The 24,521-nt window shown below is 63.3% G+C and carries 18 protein-coding genes and 1 pseudogene; 9 read left to right on the top strand and 10 right to left on the bottom strand.

The window, feature by feature from the left end:
- Positions 1–320: 320 nt before the first annotated feature.
- The 7 genes from ntrC to glnA form a co-directional block, all read right to left on the bottom strand.
- A complete protein-coding gene (ntrC, locus tag ACL9RJ_RS16485) occupies positions 321–1,757 on the bottom strand; it encodes a nitrogen regulation protein NR(I) (protein ID WP_017126976.1) in 1,437 nt (478 codons plus the stop codon).
- The gene (gene glnL, locus ACL9RJ_RS16480) at positions 1,754–2,839 is read right to left on the bottom strand and encodes a nitrogen regulation protein NR(II) (RefSeq protein WP_017126975.1); all 1,086 of its coding nucleotides are present in this window, start codon (positions 2,837–2,839) and stop codon (positions 1,754–1,756) included. Before glnL ends, ntrC begins: the two co-directional genes overlap by 4 nt.
- Before the next feature lie 251 nt (positions 2,840–3,090).
- Positions 3,091–3,729: a DUF4124 domain-containing protein gene (locus tag ACL9RJ_RS16475; RefSeq protein ID WP_017126974.1), complete on the bottom strand. Its 639-nt coding sequence runs from the start codon at positions 3,727–3,729 to the stop codon at positions 3,091–3,093.
- A 7-nt stretch (positions 3,730–3,736) separates the two neighbouring features.
- Positions 3,737–4,264 (bottom strand): DUF4124 domain-containing protein, encoded by a 528-nt coding sequence (locus tag ACL9RJ_RS16470; RefSeq protein ID WP_177127975.1) that lies wholly within the window; start codon positions 4,262–4,264, stop codon positions 3,737–3,739.
- Between the two features lie 83 nt (positions 4,265–4,347).
- On the bottom strand, positions 4,348–4,914 hold the full coding sequence (locus tag ACL9RJ_RS16465) for a chorismate mutase (protein ID WP_017126972.1): 567 nt from the start codon (positions 4,912–4,914) through the stop codon (positions 4,348–4,350).
- 142 nt (positions 4,915–5,056) lie between these two features.
- Positions 5,057–5,473 carry a cupin domain-containing protein gene (locus tag ACL9RJ_RS16460; protein WP_017126971.1) on the bottom strand — a complete coding sequence of 139 codons (417 nt, stop codon included), beginning with the start codon at positions 5,471–5,473 and terminating at the stop codon, positions 5,057–5,059.
- A 246-nt stretch (positions 5,474–5,719) separates the two neighbouring features.
- Positions 5,720–7,126: a type I glutamate--ammonia ligase gene (glnA, locus tag ACL9RJ_RS16455; protein ID WP_017126970.1), complete on the bottom strand. Its 1,407-nt coding sequence runs from the start codon at positions 7,124–7,126 to the stop codon at positions 5,720–5,722.
- A 331-nt stretch (positions 7,127–7,457) separates the two neighbouring features.
- Between glnA and thiI the strand changes: the two genes are divergently transcribed.
- Positions 7,458–8,912: a tRNA uracil 4-sulfurtransferase ThiI gene (thiI, locus tag ACL9RJ_RS16450; RefSeq protein ID WP_103032930.1), complete on the top strand. Its 1,455-nt coding sequence runs from the start codon at positions 7,458–7,460 to the stop codon at positions 8,910–8,912.
- Between the two features lie 139 nt (positions 8,913–9,051).
- Entirely contained in the window at positions 9,052–10,872 is a 1,821-nt protein-coding gene (typA, locus tag ACL9RJ_RS16445; protein ID WP_017126969.1) for a translational GTPase TypA, read from the top strand.
- Between the two features lie 254 nt (positions 10,873–11,126).
- Here the strand turns inward: typA and ACL9RJ_RS16440 are convergent, their stop codons facing one another.
- Positions 11,127–11,561, bottom strand: coding sequence for a YkgJ family cysteine cluster protein (locus tag ACL9RJ_RS16440; protein ID WP_017126968.1), 435 nt, complete (start codon positions 11,559–11,561; stop codon positions 11,127–11,129).
- A 265-nt stretch (positions 11,562–11,826) separates the two neighbouring features.
- Between ACL9RJ_RS16440 and ACL9RJ_RS16435 the strand changes: the two genes are divergently transcribed.
- From ACL9RJ_RS16435 to ACL9RJ_RS16415, 5 genes are all read left to right on the top strand, one after another.
- Positions 11,827–14,277, top strand: a complete 2,451-nt coding sequence (locus tag ACL9RJ_RS16435) for a glycogen/starch/alpha-glucan phosphorylase (protein WP_177106431.1) — start codon at positions 11,827–11,829, stop codon at positions 14,275–14,277.
- 119 nt (positions 14,278–14,396) lie between these two features.
- The gene (locus ACL9RJ_RS16430) at positions 14,397–18,029 is read left to right on the top strand and encodes a DUF2339 domain-containing protein (protein ID WP_177118548.1); all 3,633 of its coding nucleotides are present in this window, start codon (positions 14,397–14,399) and stop codon (positions 18,027–18,029) included.
- Positions 18,026–19,387 carry a DUF3999 domain-containing protein gene (locus ACL9RJ_RS16425; protein ID WP_422765465.1) on the top strand — a complete coding sequence of 454 codons (1,362 nt, stop codon included), beginning with the start codon at positions 18,026–18,028 and terminating at the stop codon, positions 19,385–19,387. The genes ACL9RJ_RS16430 and ACL9RJ_RS16425 overlap by 4 nt, the downstream gene beginning before the upstream one ends.
- 302 nt (positions 19,388–19,689) lie before the next feature.
- Positions 19,690–20,700, top strand: a complete 1,011-nt coding sequence (locus ACL9RJ_RS16420; protein ID WP_017126964.1) for a class 1 fructose-bisphosphatase — start codon at positions 19,690–19,692, stop codon at positions 20,698–20,700.
- 4 nt (positions 20,701–20,704) lie between these two features.
- Positions 20,705–21,307, top strand: coding sequence for a DUF924 family protein (locus ACL9RJ_RS16415; RefSeq protein WP_017126963.1), 603 nt, complete (start codon positions 20,705–20,707; stop codon positions 21,305–21,307).
- Between the two features lie 195 nt (positions 21,308–21,502).
- Here the strand turns inward: ACL9RJ_RS16415 and ACL9RJ_RS16410 are convergent, their stop codons facing one another.
- Together ACL9RJ_RS16410 and ACL9RJ_RS16405 are read right to left on the bottom strand one after the other, a co-directional pair.
- On the bottom strand, positions 21,503–22,267 hold the full coding sequence (locus tag ACL9RJ_RS16410) for a methyl-accepting chemotaxis protein (protein WP_377652951.1): 765 nt from the start codon (positions 22,265–22,267) through the stop codon (positions 21,503–21,505).
- A 93-nt stretch (positions 22,268–22,360) separates the two neighbouring features.
- Positions 22,361–23,260: pseudogene (locus tag ACL9RJ_RS16405) on the bottom strand (HAMP domain-containing protein); the annotation flags it as partial.
- A 408-nt stretch (positions 23,261–23,668) separates the two neighbouring features.
- On the opposite strand from ACL9RJ_RS16405, the gene bamE reads away from it, so the two are divergent.
- Both bamE and ACL9RJ_RS16395 read left to right on the top strand, forming a co-directional pair.
- Positions 23,669–23,923 (top strand): outer membrane protein assembly factor BamE domain-containing protein, encoded by a 255-nt coding sequence (gene bamE, locus ACL9RJ_RS16400; protein ID WP_017126961.1) that lies wholly within the window; start codon positions 23,669–23,671, stop codon positions 23,921–23,923.
- A 30-nt stretch (positions 23,924–23,953) separates the two neighbouring features.
- Positions 23,954–24,511, top strand: coding sequence for a lipocalin family protein (locus ACL9RJ_RS16395; protein WP_177108487.1), 558 nt, complete (start codon positions 23,954–23,956; stop codon positions 24,509–24,511).
- The last annotated feature ends 10 nt before the right edge of the window (positions 24,512–24,521 follow it).

Genomic DNA, 24,521 nt, shown 5'->3' with positions numbered 1-24,521 from the left:
CGCCAATGCCTGGCTCAATAATTTCCAGGATCCAGCTGAAAGCCCCGGAATACGGGCGGTTCCCGGTGGGGCAGGCAAAAGCGGGTGACGCTGGCGCCACCCGGATTCCTGCCCGATAGCGGTTCAATGTGCATTGTCGTGGTGCATGCCTCTCCCTTGCAGGAGCCGGCTTGCGGGCGATGAGGCCAGTAAGTCCTGCATCGACCTTGCCGACGTCATCGCCAGCAAGCCGGCTCCTACAGGGGGGCACGTATCTGTCTGCCGGGCAATAAAAAACCCCCTGCAACCGGGCTGCAGGGGGTTTGGCTTGAGGCGGGGGGTCAGCCCTCGTCGCTTTCGTCGTCGTCCGCGCCATCGACCTTCATGCCCAGCTCCTTGATCTTGCGGGTCAAGGTGTTGCGGCCCCAGCCCAGCAGCACGGCGGCGTCGCGACGGCGGCCGGCGGTGTGCTTGAGGGCGGTCTCGATCATGATCCGCTCGAAACTCGGCACGGCGCTGTCCAGCAGGCTCGATTGGCCACGGGCGAGGGCCTGGTCCGCCCACTGGCGCAGGGCCTGCTCCCAGTTGGTCACCGGGGCCGAGTCCTGCGGCAGGTTCAACAGCTCCGGCGGCAGGTCGCTGATATGCACTTCGCGACCGGAGGCCATGACCGTGATCCAGCGGCAGGTGTTTTCCAACTGGCGCACGTTGCCGGGCCACGGCAGGTTCTTCAGGTATTCCTCGGTTTCCGACTTCAGCAGCTTCGGCTCGACCGACAGTTCCTGTGCCGCACGGGCGAGGAAGTGCTTGGCCAGGGTCGGGATGTCTTCGCGACGGTCCGACATCCGCGGGATATGGATGCGGATCACGTTCAGGCGATGGAACAGGTCTTCGCGGAATTTGCCGGCGTGGACCAGGGTTTCCAGGTTCTGGTGGGTCGCCGCAATGATCCGCACATCGACCTTGACCGGCGTATGGCCGCCGACCCGGTAGAACTCGCCATCGGCCAGCACCCGCAGCAGGCGGGTCTGGGTGTCGGCCGGCATATCGCCGATTTCGTCGAGGAACAGGGTTCCGCCGTCGGCCTGTTCGAAGCGTCCACGGCGCAGGTTGGCCGCGCCGGTGAAGGCGCCTTTCTCATGGCCGAACAGCTCCGACTCCATCAGGTCCTTGGGGATCGCCGCCATGTTCAGCGCGATGAACGGCGAAGCCGCGCGTGGGCTGTGGCGGTGCAGGGCGTGGGCCACCAGTTCCTTGCCGGTACCGGACTCGCCGTTGATCAGCACGGTGATATTGGAGTGGCTCAGGCGCCCGATGGCGCGAAACACTTCCTGCATCGCCGGCGCTTCGCCGATGATTTCTGGGGTTCGGGTCAGCGTCGGCGGCACGTCCAGGCCTTGCTGTTCCTGGGCGTGCTGGTTAGCGCGCTTGACCAGCGATACCGCTTCGTCGACGTCGAACGGCTTGGGCAGGTACTCGAAGGCACCGCCCTGGTACGACGCCACGGCGCTGTCGAGGTCGGAATGGGCGGTCATGATGATCACCGGCAGGCGCGGGTGCTGCTCGCGAATCCGCGCCAGCAGGTCCAGGCCACTGGCGCCGGGCATGCGGATATCGGAAATGATCACGTCCGGCTGCTGACGGGCCAGGCGGCTCATCACGCCGTCGGCACTGTCGAAGCTCTGGGTGGTCATGCCTTCCTGTTGCAGGGCTTTTTCCAGGACCCAGCGGATAGAACGGTCGTCATCGACGATCCACACGGTTTCACTACGGCTCATGTCGATGCGGCTCCTTGTTCCAGGGGCAGGAAGATCGAGAAGGTGGTATGGCCAGGATGGCTCTCACACTCGATCAGGCCCTGGTGCTGGCTGATGATGTTCTGGGTAATGGCCAGGCCCAGTCCGGTACCGTCCGGACGACCACTGACCATTGGATAGAAGATGGTTTCCTGAAGTTCGGCAGGAATGCCCGGACCGTTGTCGATGATCTCGATCTTGGTCACCAGGCGGTGGCGGACGTGGCCGATGGTGAACTGGCGGATGGCCCGGGTGCGCAGGCTGATGCGGCCCAGGCGCAACTCGTTCTGGCTGCTGATGGCCTGCATGGCGTTGCGCACGATATTGAGCACGGCCTGGATCATCTGTTCACGGTCGATCAAAACGTCGGGGATGCTCGGGTCGTAGTCGCGCACCAGGGTGATGCAGCCCTGGCTTTCCGCTTCCACCAGGCTGCTGACCCGCTCCAGGACTTCATGGACGTTGGTCATGGACAGCGATGGCAACTTGTTCGAGCCGAGCATGCGGTCCACCAGGTTTCGCAGGCGGTCGGCTTCCTCGATGATGACGTTGGTGTAGTCCTTGAGGCTTTCTTCCGGCAGTTCGCGGGCCAGCAACTGGGCGGCGCCGCGAATCCCGCCGAGGGGGTTCTTGATCTCGTGGGCCAGGCCGCGCACCAGCATCTTGGTGGTTTCCTGCTTGGACAGCTGGGCCTCTTCCTTGGTGATGCGCAGCAGGCGATCACGGGGATGGACTTCCAGCAGCAGCATGGTTTCACCCTGGCTGAGAATCGGTGTCACGGCGTAGTCGACGGTCAGGGTCTGGCCGGTCAGCGCCGTCAGCATGGCTTCGCGCTTGGTGAACGGGTGCGCCTGCTCGACGGCCTGGCGCAGGGAGTTCAGGGCCTCGGTCGATTCGGTGAACAGCTCGCTGATGAACTGACCATGGCTGCGCTGGCCGCTGATGGCGAGCAACATTTCGGCCGCCGGATTCATGTACTCAAGGCGCAGTTCGGCATTGAGCAGGATGGTCGCGGTGGTCAGGTTGTCGAGTAGCAGTCTGTGCAGGGCGTCGCTGATGGTCATGGGGACCTCTTTTGGAGCATGGCAAACGGGGCCGGTCCCGATTTGCGCGCGCGAACAAGGCGCCGATACGGGGAAAATGCAAAAACCAAACCAAGGCTCCGAAAAGAAGCGCGAATTGCCTGAAATGGGCGTTTCAGGCTCGATTGAGTGGCGTTCTGCCAGTTCCGGCGGGTACTTTCGAACCAAAATGGGCTTCGGTTCGGGTAGGTGTGCAGTTTAGTGCACCAGCATGGTGCTTTTGTGTCGCGAGGCTACAGAAACGGCAGGAAGCTGCTTTTTTCTTCCTTGGGCTTGTCCGCCAGCGGGCATTCCGGCCGCTGGCCGTAGTCGGCGAGCTGGCAGGGTTGTGCCTGGCGCTTCTGGCTGAGGGACATGCGCACCATATGGAACGGCTGGTTGGCGGTACGCTCGGCGATGCGCCCCTGTTCGTCGAGGATTTCCACGGCGAGCTGGTGGCTGCCGCGATCGATGTTGTTCAATGCGAACACCGGGCTGGGGCCGGGAGCGCCGGTGGGCTGGCCGTCCAGCAGCAGGCGGTAGCCATGGCCGGGCTGCAGGCCCGGTTCGCTGGTGACGCTGACGATCAGGTCGCCCTCGGTGCTGCGGACCGTGGCATCCGGATCGGGCACCAGGATGCGCACCATCTGGTAGTGGAAGATCGGTTTCGGCTTGGCCTTGGCCGTGCTGCTGGCGGGCGTCGGCGTCGGGCTGCCGGGGTTGGCCGACATGCGGTTGCTCGGCGCCAGCGGCACTCGCTGGGCACCCTTGCGGGGCTGGTCGGTGAAGACCCGGTTACCCTGGTTGTCGATATAGGTGTAGACCTCGGCCAGCGCCGGCAGGGCCAGCAGTGGCAGGGCCAGGCATAGCGCCCGTGGGAACAATCGAATCATGAACAGCTCAAGGTTTATGCACCCGTTGGACGGTGAACGGCACGGTAGGGCTTTGCTGAACCACCTGCTCGCCGGCGAGGGCTTGCACGCTGAGGGTGTGATCGCCACGGTCGACGTTCACCAGTTGCAGGCGCGGGACATTGCCGGGCTGGCCATAGGGATTGCCGTCGAGTACCAGTCGCAGCAGATGCTGGCGCTGTAGCCGTGGCTCCATCTTCACGCCGACGGTAAAGGTCCCGTTGTTGGCGCGCAGGGCTTCCTGGGTGGGAATGTCGGTCAGTTCGAACACGCTGTAGGGCGCGATATCTGCCGCGGCTTTCGTCGGCTGCGCGGTTGCCGGCTGGACAGCGGCCGGTTGGCTCGGCTTCTGTATCTCGACGCTGTTGAGCGGCGGCAGCTCCACGGCCTGGGCGGCGGTGCCGTCGGGCGGCTGGTTGCTGTAGGCGGTATTGCCGTTGGCATCGGTGTATTTGTAGATCTGCGCCGATACGGGCAGCGCCAAGGCCAGCAGCAGGTAAAGCAGAGGTCGACCCATGGAGACTCCCGGTGATGGTCCTGGCCGGGGCGCGTCGTTCAACGGCGTCCCGCTGTCAGCATAGAGCACAATCCCGGGGCTTTTCACTGTGGCTTCAGGCACAGCTCGCCCGTGGCGCGGATCAGCGCCAGGTCGTGGACGGTGTCCGAGGCCAGGGCGTCGCGGGTCTGGCTCAGCCAGGCCGGGCATTGCGGGTCCTGCCGGTAAGGGGCGAAGGCCGCATAGTGTTGCAACAGCCGGGTCTGCAACTGATCCAGCGCCGGGCGGATCTGCGTGACGAGGTCGGGCCTGGGGATGACCGGGGCCTTGTCGGCCGCTCGCCATTCGGCCAGCAGCGCGTACTGGACCAGCTTGTTGGCTTCGATCTGCGCCGCGACGAACTCGCCGATGTCTTCGGTCTGGAGCTTGTAGGTTGCCGCCTGCTGCCGGGCATTGGCGATCACCTGCTGTTCGCGCGGGGTATCCTGGATCGGCTTGCCGCTGTCCCATTTGGTCAGGGCCACCTGGTCGGCGATGCTCAGGCGCTCGCTGATGGCCTGCAGCAGGGGCGCCAGGGCATCGGGAGCTTTCGCGGGGGCAGGGGCGGCGAGGACGTTGGCACTCAGAAGGCTGGCAAGCAGCAGGCTCACAATACGGTTGTTCGGCAGCATGGCGGGCTTCGACTTTTTCGGTGGCGGATGCAGGCCCAGAGTTAACGTCACAAGGCCCTGCGAGCGCCAGCGCATTTTCATGAAAAAGCGTATTCCCACGGCTGTCGTATCCAGCCGTGGGGCGCGCGCCATCCATGTCGGGTCAGTCCGGCCCGGTCGCCTCCGACAGCGCCATGCCTTCGCTGCCGGCATAGAACACCATCAGGTCCACCGGGACGGCCCCGGTCCTGGCGCGATGCTCGACATTGACCACGGCGGCGATCGTATCGCCGGATTTCAGCAGGGTCTGCTTGTTGCCTTGCCGCGTCTCGACCAGCACTTCACCGGAGATGATGTAGGCGGCGCTGGGGATGGGGTGGATATGCCAGTTCAGTTCGGTATCGGCGGGGATGTTGATCCTCAGCAGGGTCAGTTCCGGCGGTCCGGCGGGATAGGCTTCATAGGGGGTGCCGTCCCAGCCGCTGCTGGCGCGCAGCAGGACTTCGGCGGTCGGGGTGGCGGGTGTCTTCGGTTCGCTGCTGTCGAGCTGTTCGGCAATGGTGCTTGAAGGAAACGTCATGGGTTAACTCTCCGTGTCGGGTTGCATTCGCCGTCCGTGCGTGGCGGTTTCCGTAGGATTTGGATCCAATCCCGGAGAGGATAGTCAACGCTGGTCTGAACGCCTTGGCTAGTGCCTAAACATTGCAAGAAATCTCGAATCGCCCCGTCGTCGGCCCCGAAAAACCTCGCCCATGAAAAATGCCCCGGACCTTTCGATACGGGGCATTTTCTGAAAGCAGCGCCTGCTCGCGCAGGCGCAACCGGATCAGCAGCTGTAGTACAGCTCGTATTCCAGTGGGTGTACGAAGGTACGGACCTTGATTTCTTCTTCGCTTTTCAGCTCGATGTAGGCATCGATGAAGTCGTCGCTGAAAACGCCGCCCTTGGTCAGGAACGCACGACCTTTGTCCAGCTCTTCCAGGGCTTCTTTCAGGCTGCCGCAAACTTGTGGGATCTCTTTGGCCTCTTCAGGCGGCAGGTCGTACAGGTTCTTGTCGGCAGCATCGCCAGGGTGGATCTTGTTCTGGATACCGTCCAGGCCGGCCATCATCAGTGCGGCGAAGGCCAGGTAAGGGTTGGCAGCCGGATCCGGGAAGCGGGCTTCGATACGACGGGCTTTTGGGCTGTTGACGTAAGGAATACGGATCGAGGCGGAACGGTTGCGAGCCGAGTAGGCCAGCATTACCGGAGCTTCGAAACCTGGGACCAGACGCTTGTAGGAGTTGGTCGACGGGTTGGTGAAGCCGTTCAGGGCCTTACCGTGCTTGATGATACCGCCGATGAAGTACAGGGCGGTGTCGGACAGGCCGGCATAACCTTCGCCGGCGAAGGTGTTCTTGCCATCCTTGGAGATGGACATGTGAACGTGCATACCCGAGCCGTTGTCGCCGTACAGCGGTTTTGGCATGAAGGTAGCGGTACGGCCGTAGGCATCAGCCACGTTGTGTACGCAGTACTTCAGGGTCTGGACTTCGTCAGCCTTGGCAACCAGGGTGTTGAACTTCACGCCGATTTCGTTCTGGCCGGCAGTCGCCACTTCGTGGTGGTGAACTTCGACGGTCTGGCCCATCTCTTCCAGCGCGTTGCACATGGAAGTACGGATTTCGTGGTCGTGGTCGAACGGAGGAACCGGGAAGTAGCCGCCCTTGATACCTGGACGGTGGCCCTTGTTGCCGCCTTCCACGTCCTGGTCGGACATCCACGAACCTTGTTCGGAGAAGATCTTGAACATGGAGCCGGAGATGTCGGACTTGAACTTGACCGAATCGAAGATGAAGAACTCGGGCTCTGGACCGAAGAAAGCGGTGTCGCCGATACCGGTGGACTTCAGGTACTCCTCGGCGCGACGGGCGATTGCACGTGGGTCGCGGTCGTAGCCTTGCATGGTCGACGGCTCGATCACGTCGCAGACCAGGATCAGGGTCGGCTCTTCGGTGAACGGGTCGAGCACGGCAGTGCTGTCGTCCGGCATCAGGATCATGTCGGAAGCTTCGATGCCTTTCCAGCCGGAGATGGAGGAACCGTCGAACATCTTGCCGATTTCGAAGAATTCGTCGTCCAGCGCATCGCGAGCCGGCATGGTCACGTGGTGCTGAGTACCTTTGGTGTCCGTGAAGCGCAGATCAATCCACTTAACGTCATGATCTTTGATGAGTTGAACCGACTTCGACATGGTGTCCTCCGGGTGGCTTCGGGCTGGGTAGTGGAGTTAGCCCTGAAATAGTGGTGATGCCGGCGCGAATACTCGGCCAAGGCAACCTGCCTCACAAGGGAGCAAATTGCATGCCAGTGCCCCGTGATGGGTTTTTTGCCCCAATCTCAAGCGTTCCAGCCAGCATAGGAGAATTTCGGTGCATGGAATGCACCTTTATGGTGCTGAAAAATGCATTGGCGGTCTTTTTTGGTGCGATAAAACCGTCTGTACAATAACTGGTTAAACCTTGAGCAATTTCCGCTATAATCCGCGCCCCCCTTTTTCGGCCGGCCCTTCGCGCGCTGTTTTCATGAAACTAATCGTAAAAGTCTTCCCCGAAATCACCATTAAGAGCCGCCCTGTCCGGATGCGTTTCATCCGCCAGCTGGCCAAGAACATCCGTGCCGTGCTCCGTGACCTGGACCCGGCCGTGGTGGTGAATGGCGTGTGGGACAACCTCGAGCTGCAAACCGCGCTGACCGACCCGAAGGCCCTGCACGAGCTGACCGCGCGCTTGTGCAATACCCCGGGGATCGCCCATTTGCTGCAGGTCGACGAGTACCCGCTGGGCGACTTCGACGACATCACCGCCAAGTGCCGCCAGCACTACGGCGACGTGTTGCCGGGCAAGGTCTTTTCCGTGCGCTGCAAGCGCGCCGGCAAGCACGTCTTTACCTCGATGGAGGTGGAGAAATACGTCGGCAGCCAGCTGCGCCGCCAGTGCAACGCCGCCGGGATTTCCCTGAAAGAGCCGGAAATCGAAGTGCGGATGGAAATTCGCGACCAACGGTTGTTTGTCATCCACAGCCAGCACGACGGCCTCGGCGGTTACCCGCTGGGTTCGGTCGAGCAGACCCTGGTGCTGATGTCCGGCGGCTTCGACTCCACCGTTGCCGCCTACCAGATGATGCGTCGCGGCCTGATCAGCCATTTCTGCTTCTTCAACCTCGGCGGGCGCGCCCACGAACTGGGGGTGATGGAAGTCGCCCATTACCTGTGGAAGAAGTACGGCAGCTCGCATCGGGTGCTGTTCATCAGCGTGCCGTTCGAGGAAGTTCTGGGAGAAATTCTCGGAAAAGTCGATAACAGTCATATGGGCGTAGTATTGAAGCGTATGATGTTGCGCGCGGCCGAAGTCATGGCCGATCGGTTGCACATCGATGCGCTGGTCACCGGCGAGGCGATTTCCCAGGTTTCCAGCCAGACGCTGCCGAACCTGTCGGTGATCGACTGCGTGACCGAGAAGCTGGTGATCCGCCCGCTGATCGCCAGCCACAAGCAGGACATCATCGACCTGGCGACCCGGATCGGCACGGCCGACTTCGCCAAGCACATGCCCGAATACTGCGGGGTGATTTCGGTCAACCCCAAGACCCACGCCAAGCGCGGTCGCGTGGAACACGAAGAGAAAGAGTTCGACATGGCGATCCTCGAGCGTGCGCTCGAGCGAGCCAAACTGGTGCCGATCGATCGGGTGATCGACGAATTGGGCCAGGACTTGCAGATCGAAGAAGTCAGCGAAGCGCTGGCGGGTCATATCGTGATCGACATCCGGCATCCGGATGCCGTGGACGATGAGCCGCTGGAACTCGCTGGCATCGAGGTACAAGCGATGCCGTTTTATGCACTGAACGCTCGTTTCAAGGAACTGGACCCTACTCGCCAGTACCTGCTGTATTGCGACAAAGGCGTGATGAGTCGCCTGCATGCCCACCATTTGCTCAGTGAGGGGCATGCCAATGTGCGCGTTTATCGACCGAGCTAAGTGCCCGGGGCTGTTTGCCTGTGGCCTGCGTCACCGGCCCCCCGACGCCGCCGTCAAGCTGTAACGGCCACGCCGGACACTACTGTCAATCGCTGCCAAGACTTGTCAGCACACCGAATCCTCTGATCGAGATACACAAGTGATCGAAAATCTACGCAACATCGCCATCATTGCTCACGTTGACCATGGCAAGACCACCCTGGTAGACAAACTCCTGCGTCAATCCGGCACCCTGGAGCGCAACGAGCTCAACGACGAGCGCGTGATGGACTCCAACGACCAGGAAAAAGAGCGCGGTATTACCATCCTGGCGAAAAACACCGCCATCAACTGGAACGGCTACCACATCAACATCGTGGACACCCCGGGCCACGCCGACTTCGGCGGCGAAGTAGAACGCGTGATGTCGATGGTCGACTCCGTTCTGCTGCTGGTTGACGCTCAGGACGGCCCTATGCCGCAAACCCGTTTCGTGACCAAGAAGGCTTTCGAAGCCGGCCTGCGTCCGATCGTGGTAATCAACAAGGTCGACCGTCCGGGCGCGCGTCCGGACTGGGTTCTGGACCAGATCTTCGATCTGTTCGACAACCTGGGCGCCACCGAAGAACAGCTGGACTTCCAGGTCGTCTACGCCTCGGCCCTGAACGGCATTGCCGGTCTGGACCACACCGAAATGGCGGAAGACATGACCCCGCTGTACCAGGCGGTCGTCGATCACGTTCCGGCGCCGAAAGTCGACCGTGACGGTCCGTTCCAGATGCAGATTTCCGCACTGGACTACAACAGCTTCCTGGGTGTGATCGGCGTTGGCCGTATCGCTCGTGGTCGCGTCAAGCCGAACACTCCGGTCGTGGCCATCGACGCCGACGGCAAGCGCCGCAACGGTCGTATCCTGAAGCTGATGGGTCACCACGGCCTGCACCGCGTCGACGTTGAAGAAGCTTCTGCCGGCGACATCGTCTGCATCAGCGGCTTCGACCAGCTGTTCATCTCCGACACTCTGTGCGACCCACTGAACGTCGAAGCGATGAAGCCGCTGACCGTTGACGAACCGACCGTATCCATGACCTTCCAGGTCAACGATTCGCCGTTCTGCGGTAAAGAAGGCAAGTTCGTGACTTCCCGTAACATCAAGGAACGTCTGGACAAAGAGCTGCTGTACAACGTGGCACTGCGCGTTGAAGAAGGCGACTCGGCCGACAAGTTCAAGGTTTCCGGCCGTGGTGAGCTGCACCTCTCGGTTCTGATCGAAACCATGCGTCGCGAAGGCTTCGAAATGGGCGTTGGCCGTCCGGAAGTGATCATCCGCATGGTAGACGGCGTGAAGCACGAACCGTACGAGAACGTCACCATCGACCTGCCGGAAGAGTCGCAGGGCGCAATCATGGAGCAGATGGGTCTGCGCAAGGGCGACCTGACCAACATGGTTCCGGATGGCAAGGGCCGTGTGCGCCTTGAGTACAACATCCCTGCCCGTGGCCTGATCGGCTTCCGTAACGAGTTCCTGACCCTGACTTCCGGTGCTGGCATCCTGACTTCGATCTTCGATCGTTACGACGTGATGAAGTCCGGCGACATGTCCGGCCGTCAGAACGGCGTACTGGTTTCGGTCGAAACCGGCAAGGCGCTGACCTACTCGCTGGAAACCCTGCAGGCGCGTGGCAAGCTGTTCGTCGAACACGGCCAGGAAATCTACAACGGTCAGATCGTTGGTCTGAACAGCCGTGACAACGACCTGGGCGTCAACCCTACCAAGGGCAAGAAGCTCGACAACATGCGTGCTTCGGGTAAAGACGAAACCATCGCCCTGGTTCCACCTGTTCGCTTCACCCTGGAACAGGCTCTGGAATTCATCCAGGACGACGAGCTGTGCGAAGTCACTCCGAAGTCCATCCGTCTTCGCAAGAAGATCCTGGACGAAAGCGAGCGTACCCGCGCTGCCAAGAAAGCCAAGGCTTGATCATCTAGCCCCGGCTGAATGAAAAACGCCCCCGACCGCAAGGTCGGGGGCGTTTTTGTTTGTCTGGCCGAAATGCTGATGCAACCCCTGGCTCAAGACTGTCGCAAAACCTGTAGGAGCCGGCTTGCTGGCGATGAGGCCAGTGAGCTTTGCATCGCCTGATCGGCCGTCATCGCCAGCAAGCCGGCTCCCACAAAGAGGCGCCCCGCAGTCTGGCGCCCTCTGTGGGAGCGGGCTTGCCCGCGAATGGCCGGTCAGAACCGTTCCAGCGTCCTGATCGGTGCCTGGGGCGCGGCGGGTTTTGGCTTGTAGGCGCAATACCCCGGGCGTGGCCCGATTTTTGGATGGTTACGGCAGGTGTCCGGACGTTTTTCGTAGATGGTGCACAGCCGTGACTTGCGATCCAGGTACAGGCAATCGTTGTTGCTCATGCGCTGCAGGGTGAAGATCTCGCTCTTCTGGTTGTAGCGCTCGACGATCCCTTCCTTCTGCAGGCGCTTGGCGATGTTCTTCGGCGGGTCGCCGCGCTCGAACTCGTCGACGATGCCGATGCGGATCAGGTCCTTGATCTTCACCTCGACGGGCAGGGTGCAGCAGCTGGACATGCAGCCTCCGCACATATGGCTGGAGTATTTCTGCCAGGTTTCGAGGCGGTCGAGTTCCGCGGCGGCGATCAGGGTGGGTTTCATCCGGCTGTTGTCCAGGGTGTATCAGGGCGCGCGATGATACCGGGGCTGGTGGATTTGTGAACAACCTTTTGACGGTTTTTCCCACAACCGCACGTTTGAAGGGAGTTTGCCGCATGGTTGCATCTTTTTGGAGCATTCCGGATTTATCGGGCCTTTCCCGCGATGGTCGGAAAAAAGCCCGAACCAGAGCCATCGCTCTGTGTCGAACCGACTAGGCTCAGACAACTTGCCTTTTAAATCGTCCATCTCGCTAGAGGTCGCATCGATGTCTCAGGAACCGCTTGTCCGTGACGCTGAGGTGGCTGCCTTTCGTGCCGCCGTCCTTGCCAAACTCACCTACGCGGTGGGTAAAGATCCCGACCACGCGTTCGATCACGACTGGTTCGAGGCGATTGCCCTGGCCGCCCGCGACCATATGGTCGAACACTGGATGGATCACACGCGACAGATCTATCGCAAGGGCCAGAAGCGCGTCTATTACCTCTCCCTGGAATTCCTGATCGGCCGGCTGCTGTACGACAGCCTGAGCAACCTCGGCCTGCTGGATATCGCCCGCGAGGCGCTGGTGGATCTCGGCGTGGACCTGGAGCGCATCCGCCTGCTGGAGCCCGACGCGGCCCTGGGCAACGGTGGCCTGGGGCGTCTGGCGGCGTGTTTCATGGAGAGCATGTCGACCTTGGGCATCGCCGGCCATGGTTATGGCATTCGCTATGAGCACGGTCTGTTCCGCCAGGCCATCGTCGACGGCTGGCAGCAGGAGCAGACCGAGAACTGGCTGGACTTCGGCAACCCCTGGGAGTTCGAGCGCGCCGAAGTGATCTACCCGGTGGGCTTCGGCGGCAGCGTCGAAACCGTGCAGGACGAGACCGGCCTGAGCCGGCAGGTCTGGTGGCCGGCGGAAACCGTGCGGGCGGTGGCCTACGATACGCCAGTGGTCGGCTGGCGCGGCGCCAGCGTCAACACCCTGCGGCTGTGGCGGGCACGGGCAACGGAAGAGCTGCACCTGGAGCGCTTCAATGCCGGTGACCACCTGGGAGCGGTGGCCGAAGTGGCCAGGGCCGAAAGCATCTCCCGCGTGCTCTACCCGGCGGACAGCACCGAGGCCGGCCAGGAACTGCGGCTGCGCCAGGAATACTTCTTTGTCTCCGCGTCCCTGCAGGACCTGCTGCGCCGGCACAAGAACATGCATGACTCGGTGCTCAGCCTCGGCGAGCACGCGGCGATCCAGCTCAATGACACCCACCCGTCGATTGCCGTCGCCGAGCTGATGCGGCAACTGGTCGACCTGCACGGCGTGACCTGGGATGCGGCCTGGCAGGTCACGGTCGAGACGCTGTCCTACACCAACCACACCCTGCTGCCCGAGGCCCTGGAAACCTGGCCGGTGGGGCTGATGGAACGCATGCTGCCGCGGCATATGCAGATCATCTATCTGATCAACGCCCAGCATATCGACGCGCTGCGGTCCAAGGGCATCCACGATTTCGACGTGCTGCGCGCGGTATCGCTGATCGAGGAAGACAACGGGCGTCGGGTACGCATGGGTAACCTGGCGTTCCTCGGCTCCCACAGCGTCAACGGCGTGTCCGGCCTGCACACGCAACTGATGCGCAGCACGGTATTCTCCGAGCTGCACAAGCTCTACCCGGAGCGGATCAATAACAAGACCAACGGCATCACCTTCCGCCGCTGGCTGTACCAGGCCAACTCGAAACTCACCGAGATGATGGTCGATGCCCTTGGCCCGGAACTGCTCGACAATCCCGAGGAGCTGTTGCTGGGATTGGAGCCGTTCGCCGAGAAGGCGGGCTTTCGCAAGCAGTTCGCCGAGCAGCGCCTGCACAGCAAGCGGGCCCTGGCGGCGCTGATCCAGGATCGCCTGGGGATCGCGATCAACCCGGCGGCGATGTTCGATGTGCAGGTCAAGCGGATCCACGAGTACAAGCGCCAGTTGCTCAACCTGCTGCATACCGTGGCCCTGTACCAGGCGATCCGTGCCGAGCCGGAAACCGACTGGGTGCCGCGGGTGAAGATCTTCGCCGGCAAGGCCGCCGCCAGTTATCACCAGGCCAAGCTGATTATCAAGCTGACCAACGATATCGCCCGCACCGTCAACAACGACCCGACCGTGCGCGGCCTGCTTAAGGTGGTGTTCCTGCCCAACTACAACGTCAGCCTGGCGGAAAGCATCATCCCGGCGGCCGACCTGTCGGAGCAGATCTCCACCGCCGGCTTCGAGGCCTCGGGTACCAGCAACATGAAGTTCGGCCTCAATGGCGCGCTGACCATCGGCACCCTGGACGGGGCCAACGTGGAGATGTGCGAGCGGGTAGGCCAGGAGCACATGTTCATCTTCGGTCTCAGCGCCCAGCAGGTGGAGTCGCGCAAGCGCAACGGCGAGTTCAGCGCGGCGCCGGATGTGGCCGCCTCCCATCGTCTCAACGATGTGCTGCAGGCCATTCGTGGCGGTGTGTTCTCCCCGGACGATCCGGCCCGTTATGTCGGCCTGATCGATTCGCTGATCGACTACGACCGCTTCCTGGTCTGCGCCGACTTCGATGCCTACTGGGCCGCCCAGGCCCGGGTCGAGGCGCACTGGCATGACAGCAAGGAATGGTGGCGTTCTGCCGTACTTAACAGCGCGCGCATGGGCTGGTTTTCTTCGGACCGGACCATCCGCGAATACGCCACCGATATCTGGAAAGCGCTGGAGTAATCTTTTGCAATAAGTTGTGAGGCCGACCCCACTCCCGTGGGGCCGGATCGATATACTACGCGGCAGATCGGCCGGGGCATCAGTTCCCGGCCCCGTCACGCCGCTTAGGGATATCGCGCATGCAATGGATTCTGATGCTGGTCGGATTGGCGTTGGGCTGGATGGTCGACGAGGCCGTTGCCGACGCCCTGATCGGTGCGCTGCTCGGACTGGGAATCGGCCAGGCGTTTCGCCTGGCCAGCCTGGGTCGGCAGGCGGCCGAGCAGTTGAGCCAGTTGCAAGGGGCGAAAACCGCCCTGGCGAATGTCGAGGCGCGTGTGCGCCAGCTCGAAATCTCCGGCACGAGGGCGCCCGAAGAAGCCCCAGCGGCATCCGCCGCCGTCGAACCTTCACCGCAGATGGTCGAGCAGGCACCAGCTCCGGCCCAGACCGCCGAGCCGATTGCGCAGCCGGTTCCCGAGGCGCTGCGCGCCGTCCCCGAACTGATCTGGGAACTGCCCCCCGAGCTTCACGAGCCTGTGCGGCGCGATGAACCGCAAGCCCTGCGCCCCGAAGTGGAGGCCTGGGCACCGGAACCGATGCAGGCCGAGGCACGCCAACCGGCCCCGCCGCGGGTTCCGCGTGAGCCCAACCTGATCGAACGTGCCCTGGCAGGTGCGCGCAACTGGCTGTTTGGCGGCAACACCGTGTTGCGGGTCGGCGTGCTGCTGCTGTTCCTCGGCCTGGCGTTCCTGCTGCGCTACGCCACCGAGGGCATGGTGGTGCCGATCGAAGTGCGCTACGCCGGGGTGGCCGCCTGTGCCCTCGGCCTGCTGGGCCTGGGCTGGTGGCTGCGCCTGCGCAACAGCAACTATGGCCTGATGCTGCAAGGCACCGGGATCGCGGTGCTGTACCTGACGGTCTTTGCCGCGATGCGCCTGCACCCGTTGCTCGATCCTTCCGCCGCGCTGGGCCTGCTGGTGGCGGTCACGGTGTTCTCGGCGATTCTCGCGGTAACCCAGGACGCCCTCGGCCTGGCCGCCGCTGCCGCCCTGGGCGGCTTCGCGGCACCGATCCTGACATCCACCGGCTCCGGCAACCATGTCGCGTTGTTCAGTTATTTCGCCCTGTTGAATGCCGGGATCCTCGCCATCGCCTGGTTCAAGGCCTGGCGCCTGCTCAACCTGATCGGTTTCGTCGGCACCTTCGGCATCGGGTTCGCCTGGGGCCTGCGTTCCTATCAACCGCAATTGCTGTGGAGCACCGAGCCGTTCCTGGTGCTGTTCTTCCTGATGTACCTGGCGATCGGCCTGTTGTTCGCCCGACGCAAACTCCGTGAACTGGCGGTCGGACCGCAGGACGACAGTCGCGAGGGGCTGCTGCGCTGGTCGGCGCGCCAGGGCGACTATGTCGATGGCACGATGCTGTTCGGGCCGCCGCTGGTGGGCTTCGGCCTGCAGTTCGCATTGGTCCAGCACCTCGAGTTCGCGGCGGCGTTCAGCGCCCTGGCGCTGGGTATCGTCTATATGGGCCTGGCCCGTCTGCTGGTGGGTGGCCGCGCCTTGCTGCTGGGCGAGACCTGCCTGGCGCTGGGCGTGATCTTCGCCAGCCTGGCGATTCCCTTGGGCCTCGACGCCCGCTGGACCGCCGCGGCGTGGGCGGTGGAGGGCGCGGGCATTTTCTGGCTCGGCCTGCGCCAGCAACGGCCGTTCGCCCGGGCCTTTGCCTTGCTGCTGCAAGTGGGGTCGGCGCTGGCGTTCCTCGATACCCTGCAAGGCGGTGAAACCAGTCTGCTCGATGGCGCGCCGCTGGGGGCCTTGTTGTTGGGACTGGCGCTGCTGTTCAGCTTCCAGCAGTTGCGCCAGGCCCCGGCGGACCAGACGGAGGCCTGGGAGCGCCGGACGATTCCGTTGCTGGCCTGCCTCGGCCTGACCTGCCTTTATCTGCTGGCCCCGCTGTTTTTCTTCACCCAGGGCACGGCCATCAGTTGGGCGCTGGCCGGACTGGTGACTCTGTTCGTGGGGCTGCGCCTGCAATCGCGCAGTTTCCTGTTCAGTGCCTTTGCCGTGCAGTTGCTCGGCGGCGCCTTGTTCCTGTTGCGCCTCAAGGGCGCCGAAGGAGACTCGACGGCCGTCTTCAGCGCGGGCTGGAATGGCCTGATGAGCGCTTCGCTGATCGGCCTGTCGCTGATTGCCGGGATGTTGCTGGCGGCGCGGGACGAGATGGTCCGCGGCGATACGCGCCTGTTGCGGGCATTGTCGGTGATCCTGCTGGCGGGCCTGGCGCTGATCAACCTGGCGGTGCTGTTTGTCCTGCCCTGGGCCACGGCCAGCGGCGTGTGGGCGGCCAGCGGCCTGCTGATCATCTGGCTGAGCCTGTATCTGCAACAGCGCCTGAGTTTTGTCTTCGGCCTAGTGTTGCAGGTGGTGGGTGGCACGGCCTTTCTGCTGGCGGATCGGCCGCATCCCGGTTCCCTGGAGGAGAGCGCCTTGCCGCTGCTGGCCAATAGCGGTTTCTGGACGCCGATGGTCCTCGGCATCGTGGCCTTGATCGGCGCCTGGCGCCTGCAAGCGGGCAAGACCGCGACGGCGTTCGATGGCTTGCACCTGCGGCGCCTCTCGCAAGTGCTGCTGACCTGGGGCGCGCTCTGGTGGTTTGGCGCCCTGTGGTATGAAGTGATGCGGGCGACCGGGAATGACGGCTGGCAATTCTGGATGTTGCTGGTGCCGGCCGGCAGCGTTGCGCTCTGGAGCGTGTTGGCCGCGCGCCTGCGCTGGCCGGACATGGCCCTGCTCTGCACGGTGCTGGTGCCCGCCTCGGCACTGGTGCTGCTGATGAGCTGGTCGAGCCGCTACCACCCGGCGGCGAACTTCGGCTGGCTCGCCTGGCTGGCGGTGTTCGTCGTGCATCTGCTGTCCTTGCGCAAGCTGGCGCCGCAACTGCCGGCCCGTGCCTTGAGCATCGCCCATGTGCTGGGCTGCTGGTTGATCCTCGGCGTGCTGGCGCTGGAACTGCGCTACGGCCTGCTGCTGTTGTCCGAACACTACAACGCCTGGCGCTGGCTGGGTTACGCGGTGTTGCCGAGCCTGTACCTGGTGCTGATGGCGGCGCCGCGCAACGGGCCATGGCCGATTGCCGCCCATCCGCGCGAATACCGTCTGTACGCGGCCCTGCCACTGGCGTTGCTGATGCTTGCCTGGTTCTGGCTGGCCAACACCTTCAGTGATGGCAGTGCCGAGCCACTGCCCTATGTGCCGCTGCTCAACCCGCTGGAACTGGGGCTGCTGTTCGCCCTGATGGGGATCTATATCTGGTCGCGCAGCGCGGTGCCGCAGTTCGGTATCCGCGCCGGCCAAGCCGAATGGGCGACCCAGGCGGTGGCGGGGCTGTCGTTGTTCGCCTTCGTCACCGCGCTGGTCATGCGGGCCGCGCACCATTGGGGCGGCGTGCCGTTCCAGCTCGATGCGCTGCTGGAGTCGATGCTGGTGCAGGCCGGGCTGTCGATTGCCTGGAGCCTGATCGCCCTGAGCCTGATGATCGGCGGGCACCTGCGTCATCGTCGCGAAGTCTGGCTGATCGGTGCGGTGTTGATCGCGCTGGTGGTGGCCAAGTTGTTCTTTGTCGAGCTGAGCAACCGTGGCGGACTGGCGCGGATCGTCTCGTTCATCGGCGTGGGCGTGCTGATGCTGGTGGTCGGGTATTTCGCCCCGCTGCCGCCGAAGCGCCCGGATGTCGAACCGCCGCAAGTGCAAAATGAAGGAGTGTCATCTTGATTCGTAAGCTGAGCCCGGGCTGCCTGGGCATTCTGCTGCTGTGTGTCGGCGCGTCGTTGGCGGCCCAGGAAAAACCGGCCGACTACGGCACGCTGGTGCCCCTGACCCTCGGCGGCGAAGGGCCCTGGTATCGCGTGGAGCTGCCATTGACCTTGCAGGCGCAATCGCGCCAGCCCGAGCTGAACGATGTGCGGGTGTTCAATGCCGCGGGCGAAGCCCAGGCCTATGCCTTGCTCAAGGAGCAGGCGCAGTCGACGGAACAGCGCCATCAGGTCGATGTGAAGTGGTTCCCGCTCTACAGCTCGGCCGACGCGCCCCAGGCGACGCCCAGCGTGCGCGTGCAATCGACCACCAGCGGGACCCTGGTCGAAGTAACCCCGTCCAGCCAGCTGGAGGTCGGCGAGGAAGTACTGCGTGGCTGGTTGCTCGATGCCAGTGCGATCAAGGCGCCGTTGCAGCAACTGGTCCTCGACTGGACCAGCGAGCGCGACGGCTTCCAGCGTTTCAGCATCGAAGCCAGTGACGATTTGCAGCACTGGCAGTCCTGGGGCGATGGACAGGTCGCACGGCTGTCGTTCGCCGACGAACGGATCGAGCAGCGCGAAGTGACCCTGCCCGGTCAGTCGGCGCGTTACCTGCGCCTGTTGTGGCAGGCGCCGCAGTCGGCGCCGGTACTGAATGCCGCGCAGTTGGTGAGCAGCACCAGCAGCCTGTCGTTGCCGCTGGCCTGGTCGCAACCGCTGGCGGGCAGCAGTGCCAAGGCCGGCGAGTACACCTGGGCCGTGCCGGCCGGGCTGAACCTGGAACAGGTGCGGATCGACCTGGCCCAGCCCAACAGCCTGGCGCCGGTGCGCCTGTATGGGCGGCGCAACGCCAATGAGGCCTGGCAGGCGCTGACCAGCGGCCTGCTCTATCGCTTGACGCAGAATGGTCAGGACGTGGTGCAGGACAGACTCGAGCTGTCCGGTTACGCGGTGGCGCAATTGAAACTGGCGGTCGATGAACGTGGTGGCGGTCTCGGTGCGACGGCGCCGGCCCTGAGTTATGCGGTACGACCGACGCAGCTGGTGTTTCTGGCGCGCGGCAATGCACCGTTCTCCCTGGCGCTGGGCAATGCGACGGTCGCCGCGGCGAACCTGCCGCTGTCGACGCTGATTCCGGATTACAGCCCGCAACGCCTGGCCGGGTTGGGCAAGGCGACACCGGGTTCGGCGGTGGTGGTCGCGGCGCAACCGCCGGCGGTCGTGGCGCCGCCGGGCACCGACTGGAAGAAGATCGGCTTGTGGGCGGTCCTGCTGCTGGGCGTGGCGGCGCTGGCGGGGATGGCCTTCAGCCTGTTGCGCAAGCCACAGGCCTGAAGACTGCCCCCGGCTTGCCGCGTCCCCTATGGGAGCCGGCTTGCCGGCGATGAGGCCCTTGAGAGCTGCCTCGCCCCTGCGACCGCCATCGCCGGCAAGCCGGCTCCTACAGGGTGGGGGGCGTCAGTGCTGGCCGACCACCGGGTCTTGTCTGCCCTGGGCGCCTGACGGCGCTTTTGGGCTACGCTGAATCCGACCTGTGAACTCTCTGTGCGCCATCCGAGTCTGATCAGGAGGATTTGCAACGCAACTCGCGTTAAACTGCGCGGGTTTTCAGACCCCCCCTTTCTCCGGAGCCATCCATGTCCCGCGTTACCCTGAGTCGCTATTTGATTGAGCAGACCCGCAGCAACAACACGCCTGCCGATCTGCGTTTCCTGATCGAAGTGGTCGCGCGTGCCTGCAAGGAAATCAGCCATGCCGTCTCCAAGGGCGCGCTGGGTGGGGTGCTGGGCAGCATGGGCACCGAGAACGTGCAGGGCGAAGTGCAGAAGAAGCTCGACGTGCTTTCCAACGAGATCCTGCTCGAAGCCAACGAATGGGGCGGTCACCTGGCCGGCATGGCGTCCGAGGAAATGGACAATGCCTACCAGATCCCCGGCAAATATCCGAAAGGCGCCTACCTGCTGGTATTCGACCCGCTGGACGGTTCGTCGAACATCGATATCAACGCCCCGGTGGGGACGATCTTCTCGGTGCTGCGCTGCCCGAACGAATACCTGAGCCAGAACGAAGCCCTGAACGAAAAGGCCTTCCTGCAGCCAGGTACCCAGCAGGTCGCCGCCGGTTATGCCATCTACGGCCCGCAGACCATGCTGGTGCTGACCCTGGGCGATGGCGTGAAAGGCTTCACCCTTGACCGTGAAATGGGCAGCTTCGTGCTGACCCACGAAGACATCACGATCCCAGCTTCCACCCAGGAATTCGCGATCAACATGTCCAACCAGCGTCACTGGGAAGCGCCGGTACAACGCTATGTCGGCGAATTGCTGGCCGGCGAAGAAGGCCCGTTGAAAAAGAACTACAACATGCGCTGGGTCGCCGCGATGGTTGCGGACGTGCACCGCATCCTGACCCGGGGTGGCCTGTTCATGTACCCGCGCGACAGCCGCGAGCCGTCCAAGCCGGGCAAGCTGCGTCTGATGTACGAAGCCAACCCGATGTCGTTCCTGGTGGAGCAGGCGGGCGGTGCGTCCACCGACGGTCACCAGCGCATCCTCGATATCCAGCCCGAAGGCCTGCACCAGCGTGTGGCCGTGTTCCTCGGCTCGAAGGAAGAAGTGGCCCGGGTCACCGGCTACCACAAGGAGTAAATCCATGTCCGCGCCCTGGCAGCCGTTACTCGATTGGTGGTTCGGTTCTGCCGGGACGCCGGTCGCGATAGTGGCCGACAAGGGACGGTTGTGGTTCGGCAAGCGTGACAGCCAGGACCTCGAGGCGCGCGAGCGTTTCGGGGACCAGGTCGAGCAGGCCCTGGCCGGCGGACTGGTCGAGTGGACGCAATGTCCCGAAGGCTGGCTGGCCGTGGTGCTCCTGCTCGATCAGTTGCCACGGATGATCTTTCGCGATACCCCGCACGCTTTCTCCGGAGACGCTCGCGCCCAGGCGCTGGTGGCCCAGGGCATTGCCGCGGATTTCGACCGGCAGCTGCCGGCGATGCAGCGGGTGTTTATCTACCTGGTGTTCGAACACTGCGAGAACCTGGCCGTGCAGAACGAAGCGGTGTCGCGCTTTGCGGCATTGCTTCGGGAGCAGCCGGCGGAGCAACAGGCGGTGTTTGCCGACAACCTGGACTATGCCGAACGGCATCAGCAAGTGATTGCCCGGTTCGGGCGCTTTCCCCATCGCAATGCCATTCTCGGCCGTGAGTCCACGGATGAGGAAGTGGCGTTTTTGCGGGAGCCCGGTTCACGGTTCTAAGAGGTGCTGTACGGCGGATGGCCCTTTCGCGGGCAAGCCCGCTCCCACAGTACGGCATCGATCACGGATTTTGTGTACGAGCCAAACCTGCAGGAGCCGGCTTGCGGCGATGAGGCCGGTACATCCGTCGCATCATCTGCGTCATGGATATCGCCATCGCCAGCCAGCCGGCTCCCACGGGTTTTGCGCTGTGCTTCAGATCCGGAAACTGCCGACCAACTGCTTCAAGCGTGCCGCCTGCTGTTCCAGGTCTGCGCAGGCGCGCAAGGTCGACTGCAGGTTTTCCACGCCTTCCTGGTTCAGCGTATTGATCTCGGTGATATCGACGTTGATCGATTCCACCACCGCGGTCTGTTCCTCGGTCGCGGTCGCCACCGACTGGTTCATGCCGTCGATCTCGCCGATCCGCTGGGTCACGCTGCCCAGCCGCTCGCCGGCCTGGTTGGCGATGCCGACGCTGCTTTCGCTCTGACGCTGACTGTCGGTCATGATGCTCACCGCTTCCCGGGCGCCGACCTGCAACTCCTCGATCATCTTCTGCACTTGCTGCGCCGAGTCCTGGGTGCGGTGCGCCAGGTTGCGCACTTCGTCGGCCACCACGGCAAAGCCGCGGCCGGCTTCACCGGCCCGTGCCGCTTCGATGGCGGCGTTGAGCGCCAGCAGGTTGGTCTGCTGGGAAATGCTGGTGATCACTTCGAGAATCTGCCCGATATTCACGGTGTTGCTGTTCAGGGTCTCGATATTGCCGCAGGAATCGCTGATCTTCGCCGACAACTGCTGCATCGCGACGATGGTCTTGTCCACCACTTGCTGGCCGTCTTCGGCGAGGCTGCGGGCGTCGCTGGAATGCTGCGAGGCGAGGGCGGCGTTCTGGGCGATTTCCTGGGCCGCGGCGCCGAGCTGGTTGATCGCCGCCGCGACGCTGCTGGTGCGGCTGGCCTGCTGGTCGGAGTTGAGCATCGACGAGTTGGAGGCGCTGACCACCCGCAGGGCGACCTCGTTGACCTGGCCGGTGGCCGACGCCACTTCGCGGATCGAGGTGTGGATACGCTCCACGAAACGGTTGAACGACATGCCCAGGGTGCCGAATTCGTCATGGCCGTGGATGGTCAGGCGCTTGGTCAGGTCGCCTTCGCCTTCGGCGATGTCGTGCATGGCCCGGCCCATCAGGTGCAGCGGCTGCATCAGCACGCGGATCAGCATGCCCAGCAGGGCGATGATGATGACCACGGCGATCACCATGGCGATGATCGCCGAGGTGCGGAATTCGCTGAGCATCGAGAACGCGGTGTCCTGGTCGAGCACCAGCGCCACGTACCAGTCGGCCGAAGGCAGGCCGTTGACATGGGTGAAGGAGATGAACTGGGTCTTGCCGTCCACCGCGACTTCCTTCAGGCCGGCGCTGATCTTCGGCGTGTCGTTCGGATAGGCCTCGGCGAGGTTCTTGAGAATCAGCTTGCTGTCCGGGTGAACCAGGATCTTGCCGTCGGCGCTGACGATAAAGGCGTGGCCGTGGCCGCCGAAATTCAGCGAGTTGATGATCGCGCTGACGCTGCCCAGGTCGATGTCCGCGCCGGTCACGCCGATGAACTTGCCGTCGTGCTGCACCGGGGTCGCCAGGGTGATCACCAGCTTGCCCGAGGAGGCGGCGATGTAGGGTTCGGTGACGATGGTCTGCTGGGCGGCGGTGGCGGCCTTGTACCAGCCACGGGCGCGCGGGTCGTAGTCGGCGGCGCGGTTGCCCGCCGGGACCGAGAACATCACGCCTTCCTGGCTGCCGAAATAGCTCAGCTGGAAGTTGCCGGTGTAGGCGGGCAGGCCGACGGCGCGCTTGAGGCTGTCGGCGGAATTGCCGTCCACGGCGATCTGCTGCGACAGCGACTGCAACAGCTGGATACGGCTTTCCACCCAGGTCTGGATGTTGCTGGTGGTCAGGCTGCCCAGTTCCTGCATCGAGGCTTCGGTGCTGCTGCGCAGGGCTTCGCGCTGGCGATAGTCGTTGAACAGGATAAAGCAGGCGAACGCCACCGCGACCACCAGGGCCGCAGCCAGGAGGATCTTGTGACTGAACTTGAAGTTTTTGGTCATCGAATGGCTGTCCGCAAGAGGCTGGTCAACGAGGGGGCGACAATTTGCCACGTTTGATGGCATGACGCCTCTATATCTCGACACAGTCTTGTTAAATATTAGTTTCTTGACGGTAAAGCCGACGAAATGCCGGTTTTCCTCGCAAAAGCGCTGATCTGCAACGGAAAGTGCCGTAAGAAAAGGTCGTAGGGTCGGGAACCAGATGGCCCTTTTCTCTTCTAAGCTTGCGGTAGGCCCCCGTGCCGACCTTTCCGTCCCCAGGAGTTTCCCCCCATGTCGTTGCGCTCTCTCGCTCTGCTGTCGTTTTGCGTGTTGTTGGTCGCTTGCAGCAAGGTCAACCAGGAAAACTACTCGAAGCTGTCCACGGGCATGCCCAAGGCCGAAGTCGAGTCGTTGCTCGGCAGTCCCTCTGACTGTTCCGGCGCGCTGGGCATGTCCAGTTGTACCTGGGGTAACAAGAACAGCTTTATCAGCGTGCAGTACGCCGGTGACAAAGTCCTGATGTTTTCCGGGCAAGGCCTGAAGTAAACCGGGGCGCAAGCCCTCGGGAGAAGAATAATGTTGCGTTTAGTGGTCACTCTTTTGGCCGGCCTGTTGCTGGCTGGTTGCGCTACGTCGGGCGATGACCTGGCGCCTAAAACCGCAGGTCATGTCGACCTCAAGCGTTACCAGGGCACCTGGTACGAGCTGGCGCGAATGCCGATGTATTTCCAGCGCAACTGCGCCCAGTCCGAAGCCCGCTACAGCCTGATGCCCGACGGCAGGATGGCGGTATTCAATCGCTGCCTGACCGAGCAATGGAAGTGGGAGGAGGCCAAGGGGACGGCGACGCCGCAAGTGCCGGGGCAGACCGACAAGCTGTGGGTACGCTTCGACAACTGGTTCACCGCCTTGCTGCCGGGCCTGGCCAAGGGCAACTACTGGGTGCTGTATGTCAGCGATGACTACCACACCGCGATTGTCGGTGATCCGAGCCGACGCTACCTGTGGCTGCTGTCACGCTCGACCAAGGTCAATGCGGACGTGCGCGAGGACCTGCTGAGCCGGGCGCGCCAGCAGGGTTACGACACCACACGGCTGATCTGGCGTACGCCGGACTCGAAGATGCCGCACTGATTCAGGCTGA

Source organism: Pseudomonas sp. Mn2068 (genome assembly GCF_049319725.1).
In the GTDB taxonomy this organism is placed as follows: Bacteria; Pseudomonadota; Gammaproteobacteria; order Pseudomonadales; family Pseudomonadaceae; genus Aquipseudomonas; species Aquipseudomonas gingeri.
This window is presented reverse-complemented; position numbering and strand designations above follow the sequence as displayed.

What these genes read in the sequence shown, in the direction of transcription:
- ACL9RJ_RS16395 (WP_177108487.1), top strand. Translation starts at nt 23,954, where the DNA reads ATGTTGCGTTTAGTGGTCACTCTTTTGGCCGGCCTGTTGCTGGCTGGT.
- ACL9RJ_RS16410 (WP_377652951.1), bottom strand. Translation starts at nt 22,267, where the DNA reads ATGCTCAACTCCGACCAGCAGGCCAGCCGCACCAGCAGCGTCGCGGCG.
- ACL9RJ_RS16430 (WP_177118548.1), top strand. Translation starts at nt 14,397, where the DNA reads ATGCAATGGATTCTGATGCTGGTCGGATTGGCGTTGGGCTGGATGGTC.
- glnL (WP_017126975.1), bottom strand. Translation starts at nt 2,839, where the DNA reads ATGACCATCAGCGACGCCCTGCACAGACTGCTACTCGACAACCTGACC.
- ntrC (WP_017126976.1), bottom strand. Translation starts at nt 1,757, where the DNA reads ATGAGCCGTAGTGAAACCGTGTGGATCGTCGATGACGACCGTTCTATC.
- ACL9RJ_RS16465 (WP_017126972.1), bottom strand. Translation starts at nt 4,914, where the DNA reads ATGCTGCCGAACAACCGTATTGTGAGCCTGCTGCTTGCCAGCCTTCTG.
- ACL9RJ_RS16475 (WP_017126974.1), bottom strand. Translation starts at nt 3,729, where the DNA reads ATGATTCGATTGTTCCCACGGGCGCTATGCCTGGCCCTGCCACTGCTG.
- ACL9RJ_RS16420 (WP_017126964.1), top strand. Translation starts at nt 19,690, where the DNA reads ATGTCCCGCGTTACCCTGAGTCGCTATTTGATTGAGCAGACCCGCAGC.
- bamE (WP_017126961.1), top strand. Translation starts at nt 23,669, where the DNA reads ATGTCGTTGCGCTCTCTCGCTCTGCTGTCGTTTTGCGTGTTGTTGGTC.
- glnA (WP_017126970.1), bottom strand. Translation starts at nt 7,126, where the DNA reads ATGTCGAAGTCGGTTCAACTCATCAAAGATCATGACGTTAAGTGGATT.
- ACL9RJ_RS16435 (WP_177106431.1), top strand. Translation starts at nt 11,827, where the DNA reads ATGTCTCAGGAACCGCTTGTCCGTGACGCTGAGGTGGCTGCCTTTCGT.
- ACL9RJ_RS16440 (WP_017126968.1), bottom strand. Translation starts at nt 11,561, where the DNA reads ATGAAACCCACCCTGATCGCCGCCGCGGAACTCGACCGCCTCGAAACC.
- ACL9RJ_RS16460 (WP_017126971.1), bottom strand. Translation starts at nt 5,473, where the DNA reads ATGACGTTTCCTTCAAGCACCATTGCCGAACAGCTCGACAGCAGCGAA.
- ACL9RJ_RS16470 (WP_177127975.1), bottom strand. Translation starts at nt 4,264, where the DNA reads ATGGGTCGACCTCTGCTTTACCTGCTGCTGGCCTTGGCGCTGCCCGTA.
- ACL9RJ_RS16415 (WP_017126963.1), top strand. Translation starts at nt 20,705, where the DNA reads ATGTCCGCGCCCTGGCAGCCGTTACTCGATTGGTGGTTCGGTTCTGCC.
- thiI (WP_103032930.1), top strand. Translation starts at nt 7,458, where the DNA reads ATGAAACTAATCGTAAAAGTCTTCCCCGAAATCACCATTAAGAGCCGC.